The sequence below is a fragment of the Arthrobacter bambusae genome (genome assembly GCF_030812595.1).
GTDB classification, from domain to species: domain Bacteria; phylum Actinomycetota; class Actinomycetes; order Actinomycetales; family Micrococcaceae; genus Arthrobacter; species Arthrobacter bambusae_B.
In genome coordinates this window covers 229,012-246,496 of the sequence record NZ_JAUSSZ010000005.1, presented here as the reverse complement: position 1 = coordinate 246,496, position 17,485 = coordinate 229,012, and the positions used below count along the sequence as shown (strand labels likewise).

Annotated in this window: 19 protein-coding genes; 14 read left to right on the top strand and 5 right to left on the bottom strand. The window is 63.8% G+C overall.

Annotated elements, in window-relative coordinates:
* The first annotated feature begins 91 nt into the window (after positions 1-91).
* The 11 genes from J2S96_RS09485 (at position 92) to J2S96_RS09435 (ending at position 9,426) form a co-directional block, all read left to right on the top strand.
* Positions 92-1,222 carry a sensor histidine kinase gene (locus J2S96_RS09485; RefSeq protein WP_306862230.1) on the top strand — a complete coding sequence of 377 codons (1,131 nt, stop codon included), beginning with the start codon at positions 92-94 and terminating at the stop codon, positions 1,220-1,222.
* On the top strand, positions 1,219-1,884 hold the full coding sequence (locus tag J2S96_RS09480; RefSeq protein ID WP_306862228.1) for a response regulator: 666 nt from the start codon (positions 1,219-1,221) through the stop codon (positions 1,882-1,884). Before J2S96_RS09485 ends, J2S96_RS09480 begins: the two co-directional genes overlap by 4 nt.
* Positions 1,885-2,017: 133 nt before the next feature.
* Positions 2,018-2,314, top strand: coding sequence for an SHOCT domain-containing protein (locus J2S96_RS09475; RefSeq protein ID WP_306862225.1), 297 nt, complete (start codon positions 2,018-2,020; stop codon positions 2,312-2,314).
* Between the two features lie 224 nt (positions 2,315-2,538).
* Positions 2,539-3,468: an ABC transporter ATP-binding protein gene (locus J2S96_RS09470; RefSeq protein WP_306862307.1), complete on the top strand. Its 930-nt coding sequence runs from the start codon at positions 2,539-2,541 to the stop codon at positions 3,466-3,468.
* Positions 3,461-4,282 carry an ABC transporter permease gene (locus J2S96_RS09465; RefSeq protein WP_306862224.1) on the top strand — a complete coding sequence of 274 codons (822 nt, stop codon included), beginning with the start codon at positions 3,461-3,463 and terminating at the stop codon, positions 4,280-4,282. Before J2S96_RS09470 ends, J2S96_RS09465 begins: the two co-directional genes overlap by 8 nt.
* Positions 4,279-5,124, top strand: coding sequence for an ABC transporter permease (locus tag J2S96_RS09460; RefSeq protein WP_306862221.1), 846 nt, complete (start codon positions 4,279-4,281; stop codon positions 5,122-5,124). Before J2S96_RS09465 ends, J2S96_RS09460 begins: the two co-directional genes overlap by 4 nt.
* Before the next feature lie 67 nt (positions 5,125-5,191).
* Positions 5,192-5,761 (top strand): hypothetical protein, encoded by a 570-nt coding sequence (locus J2S96_RS09455; RefSeq protein ID WP_306862219.1) that lies wholly within the window; start codon positions 5,192-5,194, stop codon positions 5,759-5,761.
* 9 nt (positions 5,762-5,770) lie between these two features.
* A complete protein-coding gene (locus tag J2S96_RS09450; protein ID WP_306862216.1) occupies positions 5,771-6,604 on the top strand; it encodes an exodeoxyribonuclease III in 834 nt (277 codons plus the stop codon).
* A gap of 18 nt (positions 6,605-6,622) precedes the next feature.
* On the top strand, positions 6,623-7,714 hold the full coding sequence (trpS, locus tag J2S96_RS09445; protein ID WP_306862213.1) for a tryptophan--tRNA ligase: 1,092 nt from the start codon (positions 6,623-6,625) through the stop codon (positions 7,712-7,714).
* Between the two features lie 4 nt (positions 7,715-7,718).
* A complete protein-coding gene (locus tag J2S96_RS09440; protein WP_306862210.1) occupies positions 7,719-8,411 on the top strand; it encodes a 2'-5' RNA ligase family protein in 693 nt (230 codons plus the stop codon).
* Complete coding sequence (locus J2S96_RS09435) at positions 8,359-9,426, top strand: YihY/virulence factor BrkB family protein (protein ID WP_306862209.1); 1,068 nt, start codon at positions 8,359-8,361, stop codon at positions 9,424-9,426. The genes J2S96_RS09440 and J2S96_RS09435 overlap by 53 nt, the downstream gene beginning before the upstream one ends.
* 60 nt (positions 9,427-9,486) lie before the next feature.
* Here J2S96_RS09435 and J2S96_RS09430 read toward each other — a convergent pair whose 3' ends face one another.
* The 5 genes from J2S96_RS09430 to sdhC form a co-directional block, all read right to left on the bottom strand.
* Positions 9,487-10,251 (bottom strand): alpha/beta hydrolase family protein, encoded by a 765-nt coding sequence (locus tag J2S96_RS09430; RefSeq protein WP_306862207.1) that lies wholly within the window; start codon positions 10,249-10,251, stop codon positions 9,487-9,489.
* A gap of 116 nt (positions 10,252-10,367) precedes the next feature.
* Positions 10,368-11,150 carry a succinate dehydrogenase iron-sulfur subunit gene (locus tag J2S96_RS09425; protein WP_306862205.1) on the bottom strand — a complete coding sequence of 261 codons (783 nt, stop codon included), beginning with the start codon at positions 11,148-11,150 and terminating at the stop codon, positions 10,368-10,370.
* A 1-nt stretch (position 11,151) separates the two neighbouring features.
* Entirely contained in the window at positions 11,152-12,951 is a 1,800-nt protein-coding gene (gene sdhA, locus J2S96_RS09420; protein WP_306862203.1) for a succinate dehydrogenase flavoprotein subunit, read from the bottom strand.
* A 93-nt stretch (positions 12,952-13,044) separates the two neighbouring features.
* Positions 13,045-13,539, bottom strand: a complete 495-nt coding sequence (locus tag J2S96_RS09415; RefSeq protein WP_306862200.1) for a succinate dehydrogenase hydrophobic membrane anchor subunit — start codon at positions 13,537-13,539, stop codon at positions 13,045-13,047.
* 3 nt (positions 13,540-13,542) lie between these two features.
* Entirely contained in the window at positions 13,543-13,923 is a 381-nt protein-coding gene (sdhC, locus tag J2S96_RS09410; protein WP_078105987.1) for a succinate dehydrogenase, cytochrome b556 subunit, read from the bottom strand.
* Positions 13,924-14,161: 238 nt separating this feature from the next.
* Here sdhC and J2S96_RS09405 point away from each other — a divergent pair, with 238 nt between their 5' ends.
* The 3 genes from J2S96_RS09405 to J2S96_RS09395 all read left to right on the top strand — a co-directional run bounded on the left by J2S96_RS09405 (position 14,162) and on the right by J2S96_RS09395 (position 17,456).
* Positions 14,162-15,295 carry a mannose-1-phosphate guanylyltransferase gene (locus tag J2S96_RS09405; protein ID WP_306862198.1) on the top strand — a complete coding sequence of 378 codons (1,134 nt, stop codon included), beginning with the start codon at positions 14,162-14,164 and terminating at the stop codon, positions 15,293-15,295.
* A gap of 75 nt (positions 15,296-15,370) precedes the next feature.
* Positions 15,371-16,570 (top strand): amidohydrolase, encoded by a 1,200-nt coding sequence (locus tag J2S96_RS09400; protein ID WP_306862196.1) that lies wholly within the window; start codon positions 15,371-15,373, stop codon positions 16,568-16,570.
* A gap of 451 nt (positions 16,571-17,021) precedes the next feature.
* Complete coding sequence (locus tag J2S96_RS09395) at positions 17,022-17,456, top strand: MarR family winged helix-turn-helix transcriptional regulator (RefSeq protein WP_306862194.1); 435 nt, start codon at positions 17,022-17,024, stop codon at positions 17,454-17,456.
* Positions 17,457-17,485 lie beyond the last annotated feature (29 nt).

Sequence of the window (17,485 nt, the reverse complement as noted above, 5' to 3'; positions counted from 1 at the left end):
TTTTGCGTGTAGGGCGCCTACTCCCGCGGGAGTAGGCGCCCTACATCGTTAACCCGACGACGCCGATGCCCTCCGCGGCTAGGCTCGGAGCATGCAGCGGCGTTTCCAGGGTCCTCCCACGAGTTTCATCGTGATCGCGGTGGCCCTGATCCAGGTCCTCGGGACCATCTTCTCGGCGAGCCATCAGACGGCCCCGCGCGCCCTCGACCCGCTCGCGTTCATGCTGCTGCTGGCGGGCCCCGCGGCTTTGGCCTTCCGGTCCCGCAGGCCCGCCGTCATGTTGCCGGTCACCATCGCGGCCACCTCCATCTACCTGCTCCGCGGTTACGCCTGGGGTCCCATAGTGCTGTCCCTGGCTCTCTCGATCATCCTGACCGCCGCCGCAGGGCTGCGCTGGCTGGCGTGGCTCGGGGCCGGGATCTGCGCCGCCGCCGTCGTTCTGATGGCTGTCCTCGCGGGGGACGAGACGGGGCTTGTCCGGGCCTCTGCCGGCGTTGCTTGGGCGGCGATCCTCGTCCTCATCGGTGAAGGCTTTCGACGGCGGGCCGAGCGGATGGCCGAATACCGGCGACGGCGGGAGGCCGCGAAGCAGGCCGAACGGGACGAATACCGGCTCACGCTCGCCCGTGATATCCACGATGTTGTGGCCCACTCGCTGTCGATGATCAATGTCCAGGCTTCGGTGGCGCTCCACTTGGGCACCAACGACCCCGAAAAGCTCCGTCCGGCGCTCGAGGCCATCAAGGCCGCGAGCAAGGAATCCTTGGCCGAGGTCCGTCAACTCCTCGGAGTATTGCGCGACGATGCGCCGCTGAGTCCCGCGGCGCCCCCAAGTCTGGGGCGGATTCCGGAACTCGTGGAAGACGCGCGGCGTGGCGGCCTGCAGATGCGGTTCGAAAATTCCGTCGACCCCGAACTGGTCGGCGCAGCACAACAGGAAGCCGCCTACCGGATCGTCCAGGAGGGGTTGAGCAACGTCCGCAGGCACTCAGGCGCGGTGTCCGCCGTCGTACTCCTGGAAATGGCGGGGAACGCCTTGAAAGTGAGAATCGACGACGACGGCGGCGGCCTCCGGGGAATGCCCGCCGGGAACGGGCTGAGGGGGATGCGGGAGCGCGTCGAGGCACTCGGCGGCAAGCTTGGCCTGACGGCACTCTCACCCGGCCTGCGCGTGGAAGCGAGCCTCCCGTTGAATGCCGGCCCAGGAGGACACCACGCATGATCCGCTTGCTGCTAGCCGACGACCAGAACCTTATCCGGGCCGGATTCCGAGCGCTCCTGGACGCCGAACCGGACATGGAAGTCGTTGCCGAAGCGGGTACCGGCCGGGATGCGGTCAGGCTGGCCGAGCGTGAGGCGCCCGACGTCGTCCTGATGGACATCCGCATGCCTGATGGCGACGGACTGGCCGCAACCCGGCAGATCCTGGCCAACCCTGGCCTCGCCCACACCCGCATCATCATCCTCACCACCTTTGAGCTGGACGAATACATCGCCGAAGCCGTGCGCGCGGGTGCCGCGGGCTTCCTCGTCAAGGACACGGAACCGGAGGAACTGATCCGCGCGGTGCGGGTGGTTCACGACGGCGACGCGCTTCTTTCGCCGTCCGTGACCCGCCGCATCATGGCCCAGCTCGCCCTGCACAGCAAAGCGGCCAGCCAGCCGATTGCCTTGGACCAAATCACGGAACGGGAACGGGAAGTCCTGGCACTGGTGGGGGAGGGCCTGAACAACGCAGAGATTGCCGAGCGGCTGTTCATTACTCCGTTGACGGCGAAGACCCACGTCTCGCGCATCATGACCAAGCTCATGGTCCGGGACCGGGTTCAGCTTGTGGTGCTGGCCTATGAATCCGGACTTGTCCGGCCGGGCTGGAGCAGCTGATCGTGCCGGACAGTCTCCCGGGGGAGTAAGCGGCCGGCCGCAAGTGACTCCCGGTGGCCGACGCGTTTCCACGGGCCGAAAACCAGACTGGAACCAGAGCCGAGATACGGCCTGTTGAGAGTTTGGACTGGACATGTTGACTTCATTGAGCACCTCCATTGGCGCCGCGGCCGCCCAGCTGCCCGCCGACGTCGTTCATGGGCCGGGAGGGTTTGTCTTCTGGCCGTTTTTCCTCCTGATCCCGTTGTTCTGGATCCTCGTGATCGGCTTCTTCATCTTCTTCGGACGCCGCATGTGGCGCCGGAACCACTACTGGGCAGCAACCCAGGGCGCCGAAAGCGTGCTGAGGGAGCGCTACGCACGTGGCGAAATCGACGAAACCGAGTACCGCCAACGCCTGGAAGTGCTGCGCGCACATCCGACGAACTGAGGAACCGGCAGATTCTGCTGGATCATTCGCCTCGCCAAACCACCAGGCCTTGGAACCGCACGGGTTCCAGGGCCTGATGCGTTGGATGATCCAGCAGAATGTCACCCAGCCCAGTTATTCCAGAGAATTGCGGAATAGCTCTTTCACGTATTCCTTGGCTCTACTAGTCTGCTGGGGTGCACAATGAAGCCACCCGCTCTCTCTCCACGTCAGCCAGCTTCCAGATGAACCCACCCCCAGTCATCACCGCCGAAAACCTCACCAAGAGCTACGGCGAGCTCACCGCCGTCGACGGGATCTCCTTCGAGGTCCCGGCAGGGGAGTCCTTCGGCCTGCTTGGCCCCAACGGCGCGGGCAAATCGACCACCATGAAGATGATCGGCGGAGTCTCCCAGCGCACATCCGGGAAGCTCAGCATCATGGGCCTGGACCCCGAAACCCACGGGCCGGAAGTGCGGGCGCACCTCGGAGTGGTGCCGCAACAGGACAACCTGGACGAAGAACTGAAAGTCCGCGAAAACCTGATCGTCTATGGCCGCTACTTCGGCTTGCCCTTGAGCTACTTGCGCCCGAAGGCCGACGAGTTGCTTGAGTTCGCGCAGCTGACAGACAAAGCCAAGTCCAGGGTCGATGCCCTCTCGGGCGGCATGAAACGGCGCCTCACGATTGCCCGCTCCCTGATCAACGAACCCAAGGTCCTGCTCCTGGACGAGCCCACTACGGGACTGGACCCGCAGGCCCGCCACATCCTTTGGGACCGCCTGTTCAGGCTCAAGGAACAAGGTGTCACGCTGATCCTCACCACGCACTACATGGACGAGGCCGAACAGCTTTGCGACCGGCTGATCGTGGTGGACAAGGGCCGGATCATGGCCGAAGGCTCGCCGGCCAGCCTGATCCGCGAATATTCCACACGCGAGGTCCTGGAACTGCGCTTCGGATCGGAACGCAACGCCACCATCGGCGCCGAACTCGAGGGCATCGGCGAACGCGTCGAGACCCTTCCGGACCGGGTACTCATCTACGCGCACGACGGCGAATCGGCCTTGGAACAAGTCTCTGCACGCAGGCTTCGTCCGCTGACATCCCTGGTGCGGCGTTCTTCGCTGGAGGACGTCTTCCTCCGGCTGACCGGACGGAGCCTCGTTGACTAGCGCCCACCCGCCGGCCGTTTCAGCCAGTCGGGCGAAGCGCTGGGGATCCTTCTTCTACGCCGAGCAGGTGCTGCGGGTGATGCGCGGGTACGGTTGGTCCGTCTTCCTGTACAGCGTAGGGCAGCCGGTGGCGTATCTGTTCGCCATGGGCATCGGGCTGGCGAGCCTGGTGGATGCGCACGGCGGCTCGGTGTTTGGTGGGGTGAACTACTTGACCTTCATAGCGCCCGCACTGCTGGTCTCGTCCGCAGTCATGACGGCGTCGGGGGACTTTTCCTACCCGATCATGGACGGCTTCAAGTGGCGCCGCGTGTTCTATGGTCCGCACGCCTCACCGCTGGTACCGCGGCAGATCGCCGCGGGCCACATCATGGCAAGTGCCTTGAAGTTCCTGGTCCAATCGCTGGTCTACTTCGCCATCGTGGCCATGTTCGGCGCCTCGCCGAGTCCGTGGGGCTGGGTGTCGGCAATCGTTGCGACAGTGGCCGGGCTGTCCTTCGGGCTGCCGCTCATGGCCTATTCCTCGACCATCACCAAAGACTCGGGCCAGTTTGCGCTGGTGCAGCGCTTTATCGTGGTGCCGCTGTTCCTGTTTTCGGGCACCTTCTTCCCGCTGGATTCGCTGCCCCTCGGAGTGCGCTGGATCGGTTGGATCTCGCCGGTGTGGCACGGTACGCAACTGGGCCGCGTCCTCACCTACGGACTCGAGGAGAATCCCGTGTTGACCCTGGCCCACATCGTGTTCCTCGTGGGCGCCGCCGCTGCGGGCTGGACGCTGACGCGCAGGCAGTTCGTCAGGAGGATGGGGGCATGAGTGCGCTGGCTGAAGGCCAGACAGGCCCCCGCAGCGCCACCGACGCCGCCCGTGAACGCACCTTTGGCCCGCTGTACTCGCGCAACGCGCTTGCTGTTGTGTCGCGGGGACTCATGGCGGCGAAAAGCAGCACCTGGTTGATCCTGGTTTCAGGATTCTTCGAGCCGGTCCTTTACCTGGTCTCCATGGGCGTGGGACTGGGGCCCATCGTGGGTAACGTGGCGGGACCGGGCGGCCAGGAAATCAGCTATGCGGCGTACATCGCGCCCGCGCTCCTGGCCGTGTCCGCCATGAACGGCGCCATCTACGACTCCACCTGGAACGTCTTCTTCAAGATGAACTTCGCCAAGCTGTACCAGGGAATGCTCTACACCTCCCTAGGGCCACTGGACGTAGCCATTGGGGAGATCTTCCTAGCCCTGCTGCGCGGACTCCTGTACGCCACGGGGTTCACGGCCGTCATGGCCGTCATGGGACTCATCACCACGCCATGGGCCATCCTGGTCATCCCGGCATCCGTGGTGATCGCTTTTGGCTTCGCCAGCATCGGCATGGGTATCACAAGCTTCATGAAGACGTTCCAACAGATGGACTGGATCAACTTCTTCATGCTGCCGATGTTCCTTTTCAGCGCCACCTTCTACCCGCTGAGCGTGTATCCGCAATACATCCAGTGGCTCATCCAGGCGATGCCGCTTTGGCACGGCGTGGAACTCCTCCGGCAGATCAGCATTGGTTCCTTCAGCCCGGCCACGGCAGTGCATGTTGCTTACTACCTCGTGATGATCGCCCTCGGCATCATGCTCACTACCGGGAGGTTGCGCAAGCTCTTCCTGAAATAGCGGCGCGGGCTGTTCGCCGGGGGTGGAAGCGAACGGTTCGTCGCGCGGAGTTTGCGACAATGGGTGCATGCGATCCCTCGGCGACTCCCCGTCATCTGCTCCCTCGTCCGCTTCCGCCAAGAGCCCATTCAAGGGCTTCCGCATCGGTGGACTGGGCATGACTGTGGTGCTCATCGCCTTCCTGGTGGCCGTGATCTTCGCCGCGAACCATAACGACGTCGTCGGCTGGGTCGTTGCTGTTGTCTCCTTCGGCTGGCTGGCGCTCGCCGCTTTCGTGGTCTTCAGCATCCAGAAGGCCGCCAAACGAGCGGGTGAAAAACTTACCGAAGCCCAGAACGCGTTCAACGCGGCAACCGGCCGGGCACCGTCGTCGTCGGCCGCGGACCACGGGGGCACCCGCGTGGTCGCTGAACGCAGCGAAACGGATGAAATCCGGGACCTCAAGCTGGACCACTCCTTCAAGATTGTCCAGGTGCAGGTGCGAGTGGTGGAGGACGAACGCGCGAAGGGCGACGCCGCCGATCAGGACACCATCAATCGCGCCCTGGAGACCATCGCCATCACGGCAAGCAATGCCCGGGACATGATCAAGTCCGCCGGGGGCGACGAGCCCGTCTCGGGCACCATCATCGACTAGAGTAGGCGGGTGAGCTCGGCATTGAAGAAGGACTTCCTTCGCATCGCAACGGTCAACGTCAACGGCATTCGCGCCGCCTACAAGAAGGGCATGGCGGAGTGGCTGGAACCGCGCGACGTCGACATCCTGTGCATGCAGGAAGTCCGCGCGCCCGATGAGGTGGTCCACCAGCTCATAGGCGAAGGCTGGCACATCCTCCACGCCGAGGCCGAAGCAAAGGGCCGTGCCGGCGTTGCGATTGCCTCCCGGCAGGAGCCCGTTGCCACCCGCGTAGGTATCGGCGACGACTACTTTGCCACCACCGGACGCTGGGTCGAGGCAGACTACGTCGTTCGCGACGGCGGCGGCAAGGACACCACCCTGACCGTCGTCAGCGCTTACGTGCACTCCGGCGAAGTGGACACACCCAAGCAGGTGGACAAGTACCGCTTCCTCGATGTCATGAGCACGAGGCTTCCGGAACTTGCCAAGCACAGCGATCATGCCCTCGTGGTCGGCGACCTCAACGTGGGCCACACAGAGCTCGACATCAAGAATTGGAAGGGCAACACCAAGCGTGCAGGGTTCCTTCCTGAGGAGCGAGCGTACTTCGACCGCTTCTTCGGCGACGAGATCGGATGGAGGGATGTCCACAGGGGCCTGGCAGGAAATGTCGATGGCCCCTACACCTGGTGGTCCCAGCGCGGTAAGGCCTTTGACACCGACACAGGCTGGCGCATCGACTACCACATGGCCACACCCGGACTCGCGGCAGCCGCACTTTCGGCCGTCGTTGACCGGGCGCCGTCGTGGGACACCCGTTTCTCCGACCACGCACCGCTGGTAGTCGACTACCAGCTCTAGGCTTTCGAAAGTTTCCTCATGACCAGTTCCATCACGACTGAAACCGCTGCAGCAGCAGCCCCGGCTACATCCACCAAATTGGCCGCCGGAGCCAAGCACCGGGTCCTTTCCGGCATGCAGCCCTCCGCTGATTCCCTCCACCTGGGCAACTACCTCGGTGCCCTGGTCAACTGGGTCCGCATGCAGGACGAGTATGACGCCATCTTCTTCATCCCGGACCTGCATGCCATTACGGTGCCGCAGGATCCCGCCGAGTTGGCCCGCCGCACGCGCGTCACCGCTGCCCAGTACATCGCCGGCGGCGTAGACGTCAACAAGTGCACGCTGTTCGTGCAGTCCCAAGTCCCTGAACACGCCCAGCTGGCATGGGTCCTCGGCTGCATCACAGGCTTCGGTGAGGCCTCGCGCATGATCCAGTTCAAGGACAAGTCCCTGCAACACGGTTCGGACCACGCGAGCGTCGGACTCTTCACGTACCCGATCCTGCAGGCTGCCGACATCCTGCTGTACCAGCCGCATGGGGTCCCCGTGGGCGAGGACCAGCGGCAGCACATTGAGCTCAGCCGCGACCTCGCCCAGCGCTTCAACAGCCGTTACGGCGAGACGTTCCAGGTGCCGCAGGCCTTCATCCAGAAGGAAACGGCCAAGATCTACGATCTCCAAAACCCCACGGCCAAGATGTCCAAGTCCGCGGAGTCGCCCGCGGGGCTGATCAACCTGCTCGATGACCCGAAGGTCACAGCCAAACGCATCAAGTCGGCGGTCACGGACACCGAGACGGAGATCCGCTTCGACCGCGAAGCCAAGCCCGGGGTGTCCAACCTGCTGAGCATCTACTCGTCCATCAGCGGTAAGCCGGTGGAGAAGATCGTGGCGGACTACGAAGGCAAGATGTACGGCCACCTTAAGGTCGATCTCGCTGAACTCGTCGCGGCCCATCTCGGGCCGATCCGGGACCGCGCCAACGAGTTGCTGGCCGATCCTGCCGAGCTCGACCGGCTCCTGGCCCTCGGTGCGGACAAGGCCCGCGAGATCGCTTCGGCCACGCTGGCCGATGTCTATGCCAAGGTGGGCTTCCTGCCTTACGGCCGAACCCAAGGAACCCGCTAAGACCATGTGCGCAGCCGGCAAGCTCAGCGTCCAGGCCGGCTCCCCGTCAAGGGGAGCCGACCAGGCCACTGATGCCCGCTTGGACACTAGTGCGAACCACTCTGGCGGCGCGTGCGGGGACAGCCTGTGCGTGGGGGTCATCCTGGGGTTTCCGCGGGATGTCGCCCAGGAACTACAGAAATGGCGAGCTTCCTTCGGCGATCCCATGGCGGAGGTGATTCCGGCCCACATCACGCTGGTTACCACTACGCCTGCCCAGGACTGGGAAACCACCCGCGAGCATGTTCGCGACGTCGCCCGTCGCCAGGCACCCTTCAAGATCACGATTTCCGGCACGGGCTCGTTCCGGCCGATTTCCCCGGTGGTGTTCCTGAAGGTCGAAGACGGATTCGAAGAGTGCGTGGGCCTGCACGAACAGCTGCAGACCGGCCCGCTGGAGCGTGATCTTCCCTTTCCGTACCACCCGCACGTGACCGTAGCCCACGACGTCGCCCCGGAAAGCCTGGACGAGGCCGAAACGGTGCTCAGGAACTACACCGCCAGCTTCCCCGTGGTTAGCATGGGACTTTACGAGCACGATGACAACGGCATTTGGCAGCTACGGGAAGAGCTCGACTTTGGCGGCGACGCAGACCAACCACGCAATGGCACAGAACAACGATCGGCAGCAGGCGGACAGGCCACCACTGCCGACTGAAGGGGCGCAGCTGAAGCTGCAGCTCATTCACCGGCAGGTCGAATGGGGTAAGGCCCGGCGCTCAGGCAACAGAGGCGCCAAGCTACCGGCGTTCATCAACCTGGCCCTCGCCCGGCTGAGCAACTTCCGGCCCATGCGCGCCTTTAACCTCTACAACCTGCGCCTTGGTCCGCTGTTGAGTGCGGGCATTGGCTTCACCATGTTCTTCTCCGTCACAGGCCTGTTGGCAACGGGATTCGCCGTGACCGGTTTGGTCCTCAACGGGCAGCCCCGACTGGTTGATTCAATTATTTCCAGCGTCGCCACGGCGGCCCCGGGACTACTGAAGACCAACGGCGGCAACGGACTGGTGGATCCCCATGATCTCTTGAATCCCACAGGCCTTGGCTGGACGGCTGCCATAGCCGCCGTCGTCACGGTATTCACCGCGCTCGGCTGGATCGGCGGAATTCGGGCGGGTCTTCGCGGAGTCATGGGACTGGCGCCTGTGCAGGAGAATCCGCTGCTGATGAAAGCCCGTGACGCCGGCACCCTCCTGCTGCTCGGCGCAGCCCTGGTGGTCAGCGCCGGTGTTTCGCTGGTGTTCGGGACGGCGGCCGGATGGATCATCGAACAGCTCGGCTTGGCCGATGCCGTGGGCGGCCCCGTCACCTGGCTCGTTCGCACGGCCGTTCCACTAGTCCTCAATTGGGCGACGGCGGTCATCATGTTCCGCTTTGCAGCCCGCCTGAAACTTCGCCGCCGGGCGTTCCTGGAAGGAACGGTGCTGGCCGGTGTCGGGAACACCATCCTGCAGATCTTCAGCACCGAATTGCTGGCGAATGCCGGACGGAATCCGATCCTGGCCTCATTTGCCATCATTATCGGGCTTCTCATCTGGTTCAACCTGGTCAGCCAGGTCTATTTGATCTCCGCGGCTTGGTCGGCCATCAGGGAAGCGGACACCGGCGCGCAGGAGCACCGCAAGCCCGCCCTGGGTTCACGGCACCCTTTGCCCCGTACGTTTCCACGCTAAAGGTTCTTGAGGGCACGCGGCGCCCCACTGCCAGGCAGCTGGCTTTGGCTCCGCCACTTGCTAGTCGCCGAGGTACTGCCCGGCCCAGGCTGCAATGATCCCGGCAACGCGGGCGGCCTGACCCTTGCCCGTCAACAGGTGGTCGCTGCCTTCGATCGCAACGAAGCTGCGCGGGTGACGTGCCGTTTGGAAGATCTCGCTTGCGTTGTCGATGCCCACAGTGTTGTCGGTAGGGGAGTGCAGCACCATGAGGGGCCTGTGCAAGGTACGGATGCAGTCCCTCAGGTCTGCCCGCTCCACGTCTTCCACAAAGTGGCGGCGAACCTCCATCCGCCTGCCGCCCAGATTGACCTCTGCGCTGCCTTCACTGAGGATCGTGCTTACCTCGGCGTCGAACATGTGCTCCACGTGCTTGGGTTCGAACGGGGCGCCCACCGTCGCAACAGCCCGTACCTCGGGAAGGCCAAGGGCAGCCGCCAGGACAGCCGCTCCGCCGAACGAATGGCCCACCAGCAGGGAGATTTTCTTGTCATCCGCACGCATGAACTCGGCGGCGCGGATGGTGTCCGCCACTTTGACGCTGAACGATCCGGCGGACCATTCGCCGGCGGAGTCGCCCAGCCCAAGGTTGTCGAAGCGAAGCATACCGACGCCAAGGTCCGCCAAGCCCTTGCAGATACGCGAGGCAGAGGGACTGTCCTTCCCGAGGGTCAAACCATGGGAAAACACGCCCCAGCCCCGGACCGGGCCCTCAGGCACGTCCACGATCCCCGCCAGGAGATCTCCGGTGCTGCCTTCGAAGCTGATCTTCATGGATTTGGACACCTGTCCGCCTTTCGTTTGCGGGTTGCTGGCTCTTCATGAATAGTTCTTGGACAACGACGACGGCGCCCCTCACCAGAGCGGTGGGCGGCGCCGTCGTCGTACTTTAGATTCAGGAACTAGATCTTGCGTGCCAGGATGGCCTGCTTGACCTCGGCGATAGCCTGCGTCACCTGGATGCCACGCGGGCAAGCCTCGGAGCAGTTGAAGGTGGTGCGGCAGCGCCACACGCCTTCCTTGTCGTTGAGGATCTCCAGGCGCATGTCGCCGGCATCGTCGCGGGAGTCGAAGATGAAGCGGTGCGCGTTCACAATCGCGGCCGGGCCGAAGTACTGGCCGTCGGTCCAGAACACAGGGCAGGACGAGGTGCACGCAGCGCACAGGATGCACTTGGTCGTGTCGTCGAACCGTTCACGGTCCTCAACCGACTGCAGGCGTTCCTTGGTGGGCTCGTGGCCCTTGTTGATCAGGAACGGCATGACCTCGCGGAAGGACTGGAAGAACGGCTCCATGTCCACGATCAGGTCCTTCTCCACAGGGAGGCCCTTGATCGGTTCAACGGTGATGGGCTTGGCGGTGTCCAGGTCCTTCAGCAGGGTCTTGCACGCGAGGCGGTTACGGCCATTGATGCGCATGGCGTCGGAGCCACAAACGCCGTGTGCACAGGAACGGCGGAAGGACAGCGAGCCGTCGATCTCCCACTTGATCTTGTGCAAGGCGTCCAGCACCCGGTCGGTCCCGTACATCGTCAGCTGGTGGTCTTCCCATACGGGCTCTTCCGAGACCTCCGGGTTGTAGCGCCGCACCCGCAGGGTGATGTTGAAGGTGGGAATTTCCCCGCCTCCACCAATGTGCGCGGGCAACTCGATCTTGGATGCTGGCTCAGCAAGTTCAGCAGACATCTTAGTACTTCCTCACCATCGGCTCGTAGCGCGTAAAGGCAACAGGCTTGGTGCCGAGTCGGATGCCGGCGATTGCTTCCGCAGACCCGTCCGCTGGGGCGTGCTCATCCTTATACGCCATGGAGTGCTTCATGAAATTTTCGTCGTCGCGCTCCGGGAAGTCTTCGCGGAAGTGGCCTCCACGGGACTCCTCGCGGTGCAGGGCAGCAACTGTCATGACCTTGGCCAGTTCCAGCAGGAAGCCCAGTTCCACCGCTTCGAGCAAGTCAAGGTTGAAGCGCTTTCCCTTGTCCTGGACGGTGATGCGCTGGTAGCGCTCTTCGAGGGATGCGATGTCCGCGAGCACCTGGTTCAGGGTGTCAGCAGTACGGAACACCTGCATGTTGGCATCCATGGTGTCCTGCAGTTCCTTGCGGATCGCTGCAACCCTCTCGCCGCCATCGGAGGTGCGGACGTGGTTCAGCAAATCCATCGTGTATGCCTCCGGATCTTCCGGAAGCTCCACGAAGTCAGCCGTCTTGGCGTATTCGGCCGCGGCAATGCCTGCACGCTTGCCGAAGACGTTGATGTCCAGCAGCGAGTTGGTACCCAGACGGTTGGAGCCGTGCACGGAAACGCAAGCGACTTCGCCGGCTGCGTACAGTCCCGGCACGATCGTGTCGTTGTCCTGCAGGACCTCGGTGGTGATGTTGGTCGGGATGCCGCCCATGGCGTAGTGCGCCGTCGGGAACACCGGAACCGGCTCCGTGTACGGCTCGACACCGAGGTAGGTGCGCGCGAATTCGGTGATGTCCGGAAGCTTCGCGTCGATGTGTGCCGGCTCAAGGTGCGTGAGGTCAAGGAGGACGTAGTCCTTGTTCGGGCCGCAGCCGCGTCCCTCACGGACTTCGTTTGCCATGGAACGGGCCACAATGTCGCGGGGCGCGAGGTCCTTGATGGTGGGAGCGTAGCGTTCCATGAAGCGCTCACCCTCGGAGTTACGAAGGATCGCGCCCTCGCCGCGGGCAGCTTCCGAGAGGAGGATGCCCAAGCCAGCGAGACCGGTCGGGTGGAACTGGAAGAACTCCATGTCCTCCAACGGGATTCCCCGGCGGAAAGCGATGCCCATGCCATCACCGGTGAGGGTGTGGGCGTTGGAGGTGGTCTTGAAGACCTTGCCTGCGCCGCCCGAGGCGAACACCACGGACTTCGCCTGGAAGACGTGCAATTCGCCGGAGGCGAGGTCGTAGGAGACGACGCCGGCCACACGCTTCTGCTTGTACGGCGTTCCGTCTTCGCGGACGGCGTCTTCCTCGACGGTCAGCAGGTCCAGGACGTAGTACTCGTTGTAGAACTCAACGTTGTGCTTGACGCAGTTTTGGTACAAAGTCTGCAGGATCATGTGGCCCGTGCGGTCTGCTGCGTAGCAGGCGCGGCGGACGGGAGCCTTGCCGTGGTCACGGGTGTGGCCACCGAAGCGGCGCTGGTCGATGCGGCCTTCGGGCGTGCGGTTGAACGGCAGGCCCATCTTTTCCAGGTCCAGCACTGCGTCGATGGCTTCCTTCGCCATGACTTCGGCTGCATCCTGGTCAACCAGGTAGTCGCCGCCCTTGACGGTGTCGAATGTGTGCCACTCCCAGTTGTCCTCTTCGACGTTGGCCAGGGCGGCGCACATGCCGCCCTGGGCCGCGCCCGTGTGGGAACGGGTGGGGTAGAGCTTGGTCAGTACTGCGGTGCGTGCGCGCTGGCCGGATTCGATCGCGGCGCGCATGCCGGCGCCGCCGGCACCGACAATAACGACGTCGTACTTATGGACCTGCATACCAGATGCTCTTTCTCTCTAAGTCAGATGGTTGGCGGAGCCTGCTCCGCGTGTTGTGCACAGCCGGACGAAGCCGGTGGTGCAGCGGAGCTGCTACGGCGCCGGGCAGAACCCGCCCGGCAGCTGAACGCCGTTGACGACAGGGCATGGGTTGAACGTGAAGATCACCAGTGTGCCAAGAACGACGATGACGACTGTAGCCGCGTAGAGGACCACTTTGAGCCAGAGGCGCGTGGCGTCTTTCTCGGCGTAGTCGTTGATGATGGTGCGGACACCGTTGGTGCCGTGCAGCATGGCGAGCCACAGCATCGCCAGGTCCCAGAACTGCCAGAACGGGTCAGCCCACTTGCCGGCGACGAAGCCGAAGTCAATGCCGTGGATGCCCTCGCCCACCATGAGGTTCACAAAGAGGTGGCCGAAGATCAGGACCACGAGGACGACGCCGGAGAGCCGCATGAAGAGCCACGCGAACATCTCGAAGTTCCCTTTTGAACCGGTGCCGCGACGGTACTGCGGAGCAATTTTTCCGCTGCTGTATTTTCCGCTGCTGTTTCTTCCACTGCGTGGGGTTTGAATCTCAGTGCTCATGGCTTAGTGGCCTCCCAGTGCGAGGGACAGGTGGCGGATGGCGAAGGCACCGAAAACAACCAGCCACAACACCAGGACAGTCCACAGCATCTGGCGCTGGTACTTTGCGCCCTTCTTCCAGAAATCAATGGCGATGACGCGCAGGCCGTTGAAGGCGTGGAATACGATCGCCGCGACGAGGCCCGTTTCGCCCAGGGCCATGAGGGGGTTCTTGTAGGCGCCGATAACGGCCGTGTATGCCTCCGGGGACACGCGCACCAATGAGGTGTCCAGCACATGGACCAACAAGAAGAAAAAGATCACTACACCGGTAATGCGGTGTCCAACCCAGGACCACATGCCTTCACGGCCGCGGTACAAGGTGCCAGCTGGTTTTGTCGGCACTGAATAAACCTTCCTGCAACACAGCGGCGCTTGCACGGGATCCATGCGGGGGGAACGCCAGCCGCGAGAGCACTCGTAGCTCAGCCTAAATCTAGGCTTCGCTCACAGCTTATTCAATTCAGGGGCCCCTTCTTGTAACGAAAGTGCGGGTGTTCGCCTGAATTCCGGCCTTTTCGCCACGATGGTGAGACGAAGACCACAAAGCGGGACTAGCCCGGGTGTCGGATAAGGTGTTGCGGTGAGTATAGAAAACGCAGCAAGCCCCGAATCGCCATTGCGCCACTTCCATGCGGTTATCCCGGCCGGTGGAGTGGGTACGCGGCTGTGGCCGCTTTCGCGTGCTGCGGCGCCCAAGTTCCTGCACGACCTCACGGGCTCGGGAAGCACCCTGCTGCGGGCTACGTACGACCGACTTGAACCGCTGGCCGGAAACCGCGTGCTGGTGGTTACCGGCGTCGCGCACCGGATTGCCGTGTGCCACCAGCTTCCCGAAGTGGGCGACGACGAGCTGGTCCTCGAAAGCGAACCGAAGGACTCGGGAGCGGCGATCGGCCTCGCTGCCGCGATCCTGCACCGTCGCGACCCGGACACGATCATGGGCTCCTTTGCGGCCGACCATGTCATCAGCCCGGACGACCTCTTCCGGGACACGGTCCGGGAGGCCATCCACACTGCTGCCACCGGAAAAATTGTCACCATAGGCATCAAGCCCACGCACCCATCAACCGGATTCGGTTATATCCGGACCGGCGACCTGCTCCATATCGACGATGCGCCGAACGCACACGCGGTGGTGGAATTCGTCGAGAAGCCGAGCGAAGACATCGCCAAGAAGTACCTTGAGACCGGCGACTACGTCTGGAACGCCGGCATGTTCGTCGCCCCGGTGGCACTCATGCTCAAGCACCTGGAGGCAAACCAGCCGGTCCTCTTCGCCGGACTGCAGGAAATTGCCGATGCCTGGGACACCCCGGATCGCGATGAAGTAACTGCGAAGGTTTGGCCCACCCTGCCGAAGATCGCCATCGACTATGCCGTGGCGGAACCCGCGGCGGCAGCCGGGGATGTCGCCGTCGTGCCCGGTACTTTCCGCTGGGACGACGTCGGAGACTTTGCCGCGATCGGTCGCCTCAACAACGCCGGCGACGTCGACGAGGTGACGGTCCTGGGTGAAGGCGCCCGCGTCTTCACTGAGAACGCGAGCGGGGTGGTTGTCTCCGATACCAAGCGGGTCATCGCCCTTATCGGTATCAAGGACGTTGTGATCGTTGACACGCCGGACGCGCTGTTGGTCACCACAAAGGAACACGCCCAGCGGGTCAAGGGTGCGGTGGACGCGCTCAAGGCCAGCGGGGACACCGACGTTCTTTAGGCCGCCCTGCGGAGCAGTCCGTAACCAAGAGACCGCTTTCGCTATTCGGAGGGCGCAGATGGCTAGAGTTGTGAGGTGCGCAATTTCACTACCGAAACCGAGCCGACCCCCGTGGTGAAGCCGTGGCTTGACGATCTCTTGCCGGAGCTCATCGAATTCCGGAGGGACCTGCACGCGCACCCCGAACTTTCCTTCAAGGAATTCCGCACCACGGACAAGTTGGCGGAACGGCTCGAGGCGGCGGGACTGGAACCGCGCCGGCTGGAGGGCTCGGGGCTGACGGTAGACGTCGGTGAAGGGCCCATCGCCACCGCCCTGCGCGGAGACATCGACGCCCTTCCCATCATCGAGGAGACCGGGCTTCCGTTTGCGTCGAAGAACCACGGGGTGACCCACGCGTGCGGGCATGACGTCCACACCACCAGCATGCTCGGCATCGCCTTGGTGCTGCATGCCATGCACCAGGAATCCCCCTTGGGCGGCACGGTCCGCATCATCTTCCAGCCGGCAGAGGAAACGATGCCCGGCGGTGCGCTGTCCTGCATCGAGCAGGGCGTTCTCCAAGGTGTCCCGCGGATTCTGGCGCTGCACTGTGATCCGCGCATCAATGTGGGCAAGATCGGCACGCGCATCGGCCCCATCACCTCGGCCTCGGACACCATCAAAATCGAATTGACCGGACGGGGCGGGCATACTTCACGCCCGCATCTGACCGAAGACCTGGTCTTCGCACTGGCCCAAATCGCGGTCAACGTCCCGGCCGTCCTGTCCCGCCGCGTGGACGTGCGCAGCGGTGTGTCGGTGGTGTGGGGCCAGATCTCGGCAGGTTCCGCCCCCAACGCGATCCCCGCCAGTGGTTACATGGCCGGCACCATGCGTTGCCTGGACCGTGACGCCTGGCACAGCGCAGGGGAGTTGCTCGACGACGTCGTGCAGCAGGTTGCCGCGCCGTACGGGGTGGACGTACACCTCGAGCACACCCGCGGCGTCCCTCCCGTCGTCAACTCGGAACACGAGACCGCCCTCATCGAGGCCGCGGCCCGTGCGGAACTTGGCGAGCACGCCGTCGTCCTGACGCCCCAGTCCATGGGCGGCGAGGACTTTGCCTGGTTCCTGGCCGACTTGCCGGGTGCCATGATGCGGCTCGGAACCCACACGCCCGGGGGCGAGGAATACGATCTCCACCGGGGTGACTTCGTGGTGGACGAGCGTGCCCTCGGCTTCGCGATCCAGGTCCTGGCCGCTGCCGCGTTGCGAACCATCCGGGATCTCTAAGCCCCCGTCGCTTCGCGGACGCCCGGTCACTTCCGGGGGTTGAATCGCGGACGCCCGGTCACATATGCGGGTCGCTTGGCGGACGCCCGGTCACTTCCGGGGGTTGAATCGCGGACGCCCGGTCACATATGTGGGTCGCTTGGCGGACGCTCGCTCACTTCCGGGGGTTGAATCGCGGACGCCCGGTCACGTCTGTGGGTTGCTTGGCGGACGCTCGCTCACTTCCGGGGGTTGAATCGCGGACGCCCGGTCACATCATCTGCAGGGGGATCCCCTTGATTGGGGTTGTTTGTGAGTGGGCGTTCGGGTTGGGCCGGTGGGATGTGAGTGGGCGTTCGGGTTGGGCCGGTGGGATGTGACCGAGCGTTGCCTCCGGTGGGCTTGTTTGTGAGCGAGCGTTGCGGGCTTATTTGAGTTGTGCACAATCTAATTGTGAGCTATCGTTATCAACGTGAATGAAGCTCCCCGCCTTGACCGCCAGGTCTGTTTCGCCCTCTACTCCGCCTCGAAGGCTGCCACGGCGGTCTACAGGCCCGTGCTGGAAGAGCTTGGGCTGACGTATCCGCAGTACCTCGTGATGCTGGTTCTTTGGGAAAACGAGCCTCGAAGCGTCCGCGAACTGGGCGCGGAGCTGGGTCTTGACTCGGGCACGCTCTCACCGCTCCTCAAGAGGCTTGAAGCCATGGGCCTCGTGGAGCGCCGGCGTTCGGCCGAGGACGAGCGTCGGGTCGAGGTCCACCTGAGCGATGCCGGGCGGGTCCTGAGTGCACGGGCCGGGGCCGTGCCGCAGCGCCTCGCCGACGCCGCGGGCTTGAGCGCAACCGAGCTCGCGCAGCTTCACGACACTCTGGGCCGGCTTACCGCCGCCCTCCATTCAGCCATCTGATCGTCCATCCCATCGAAGGAAAAGGAACC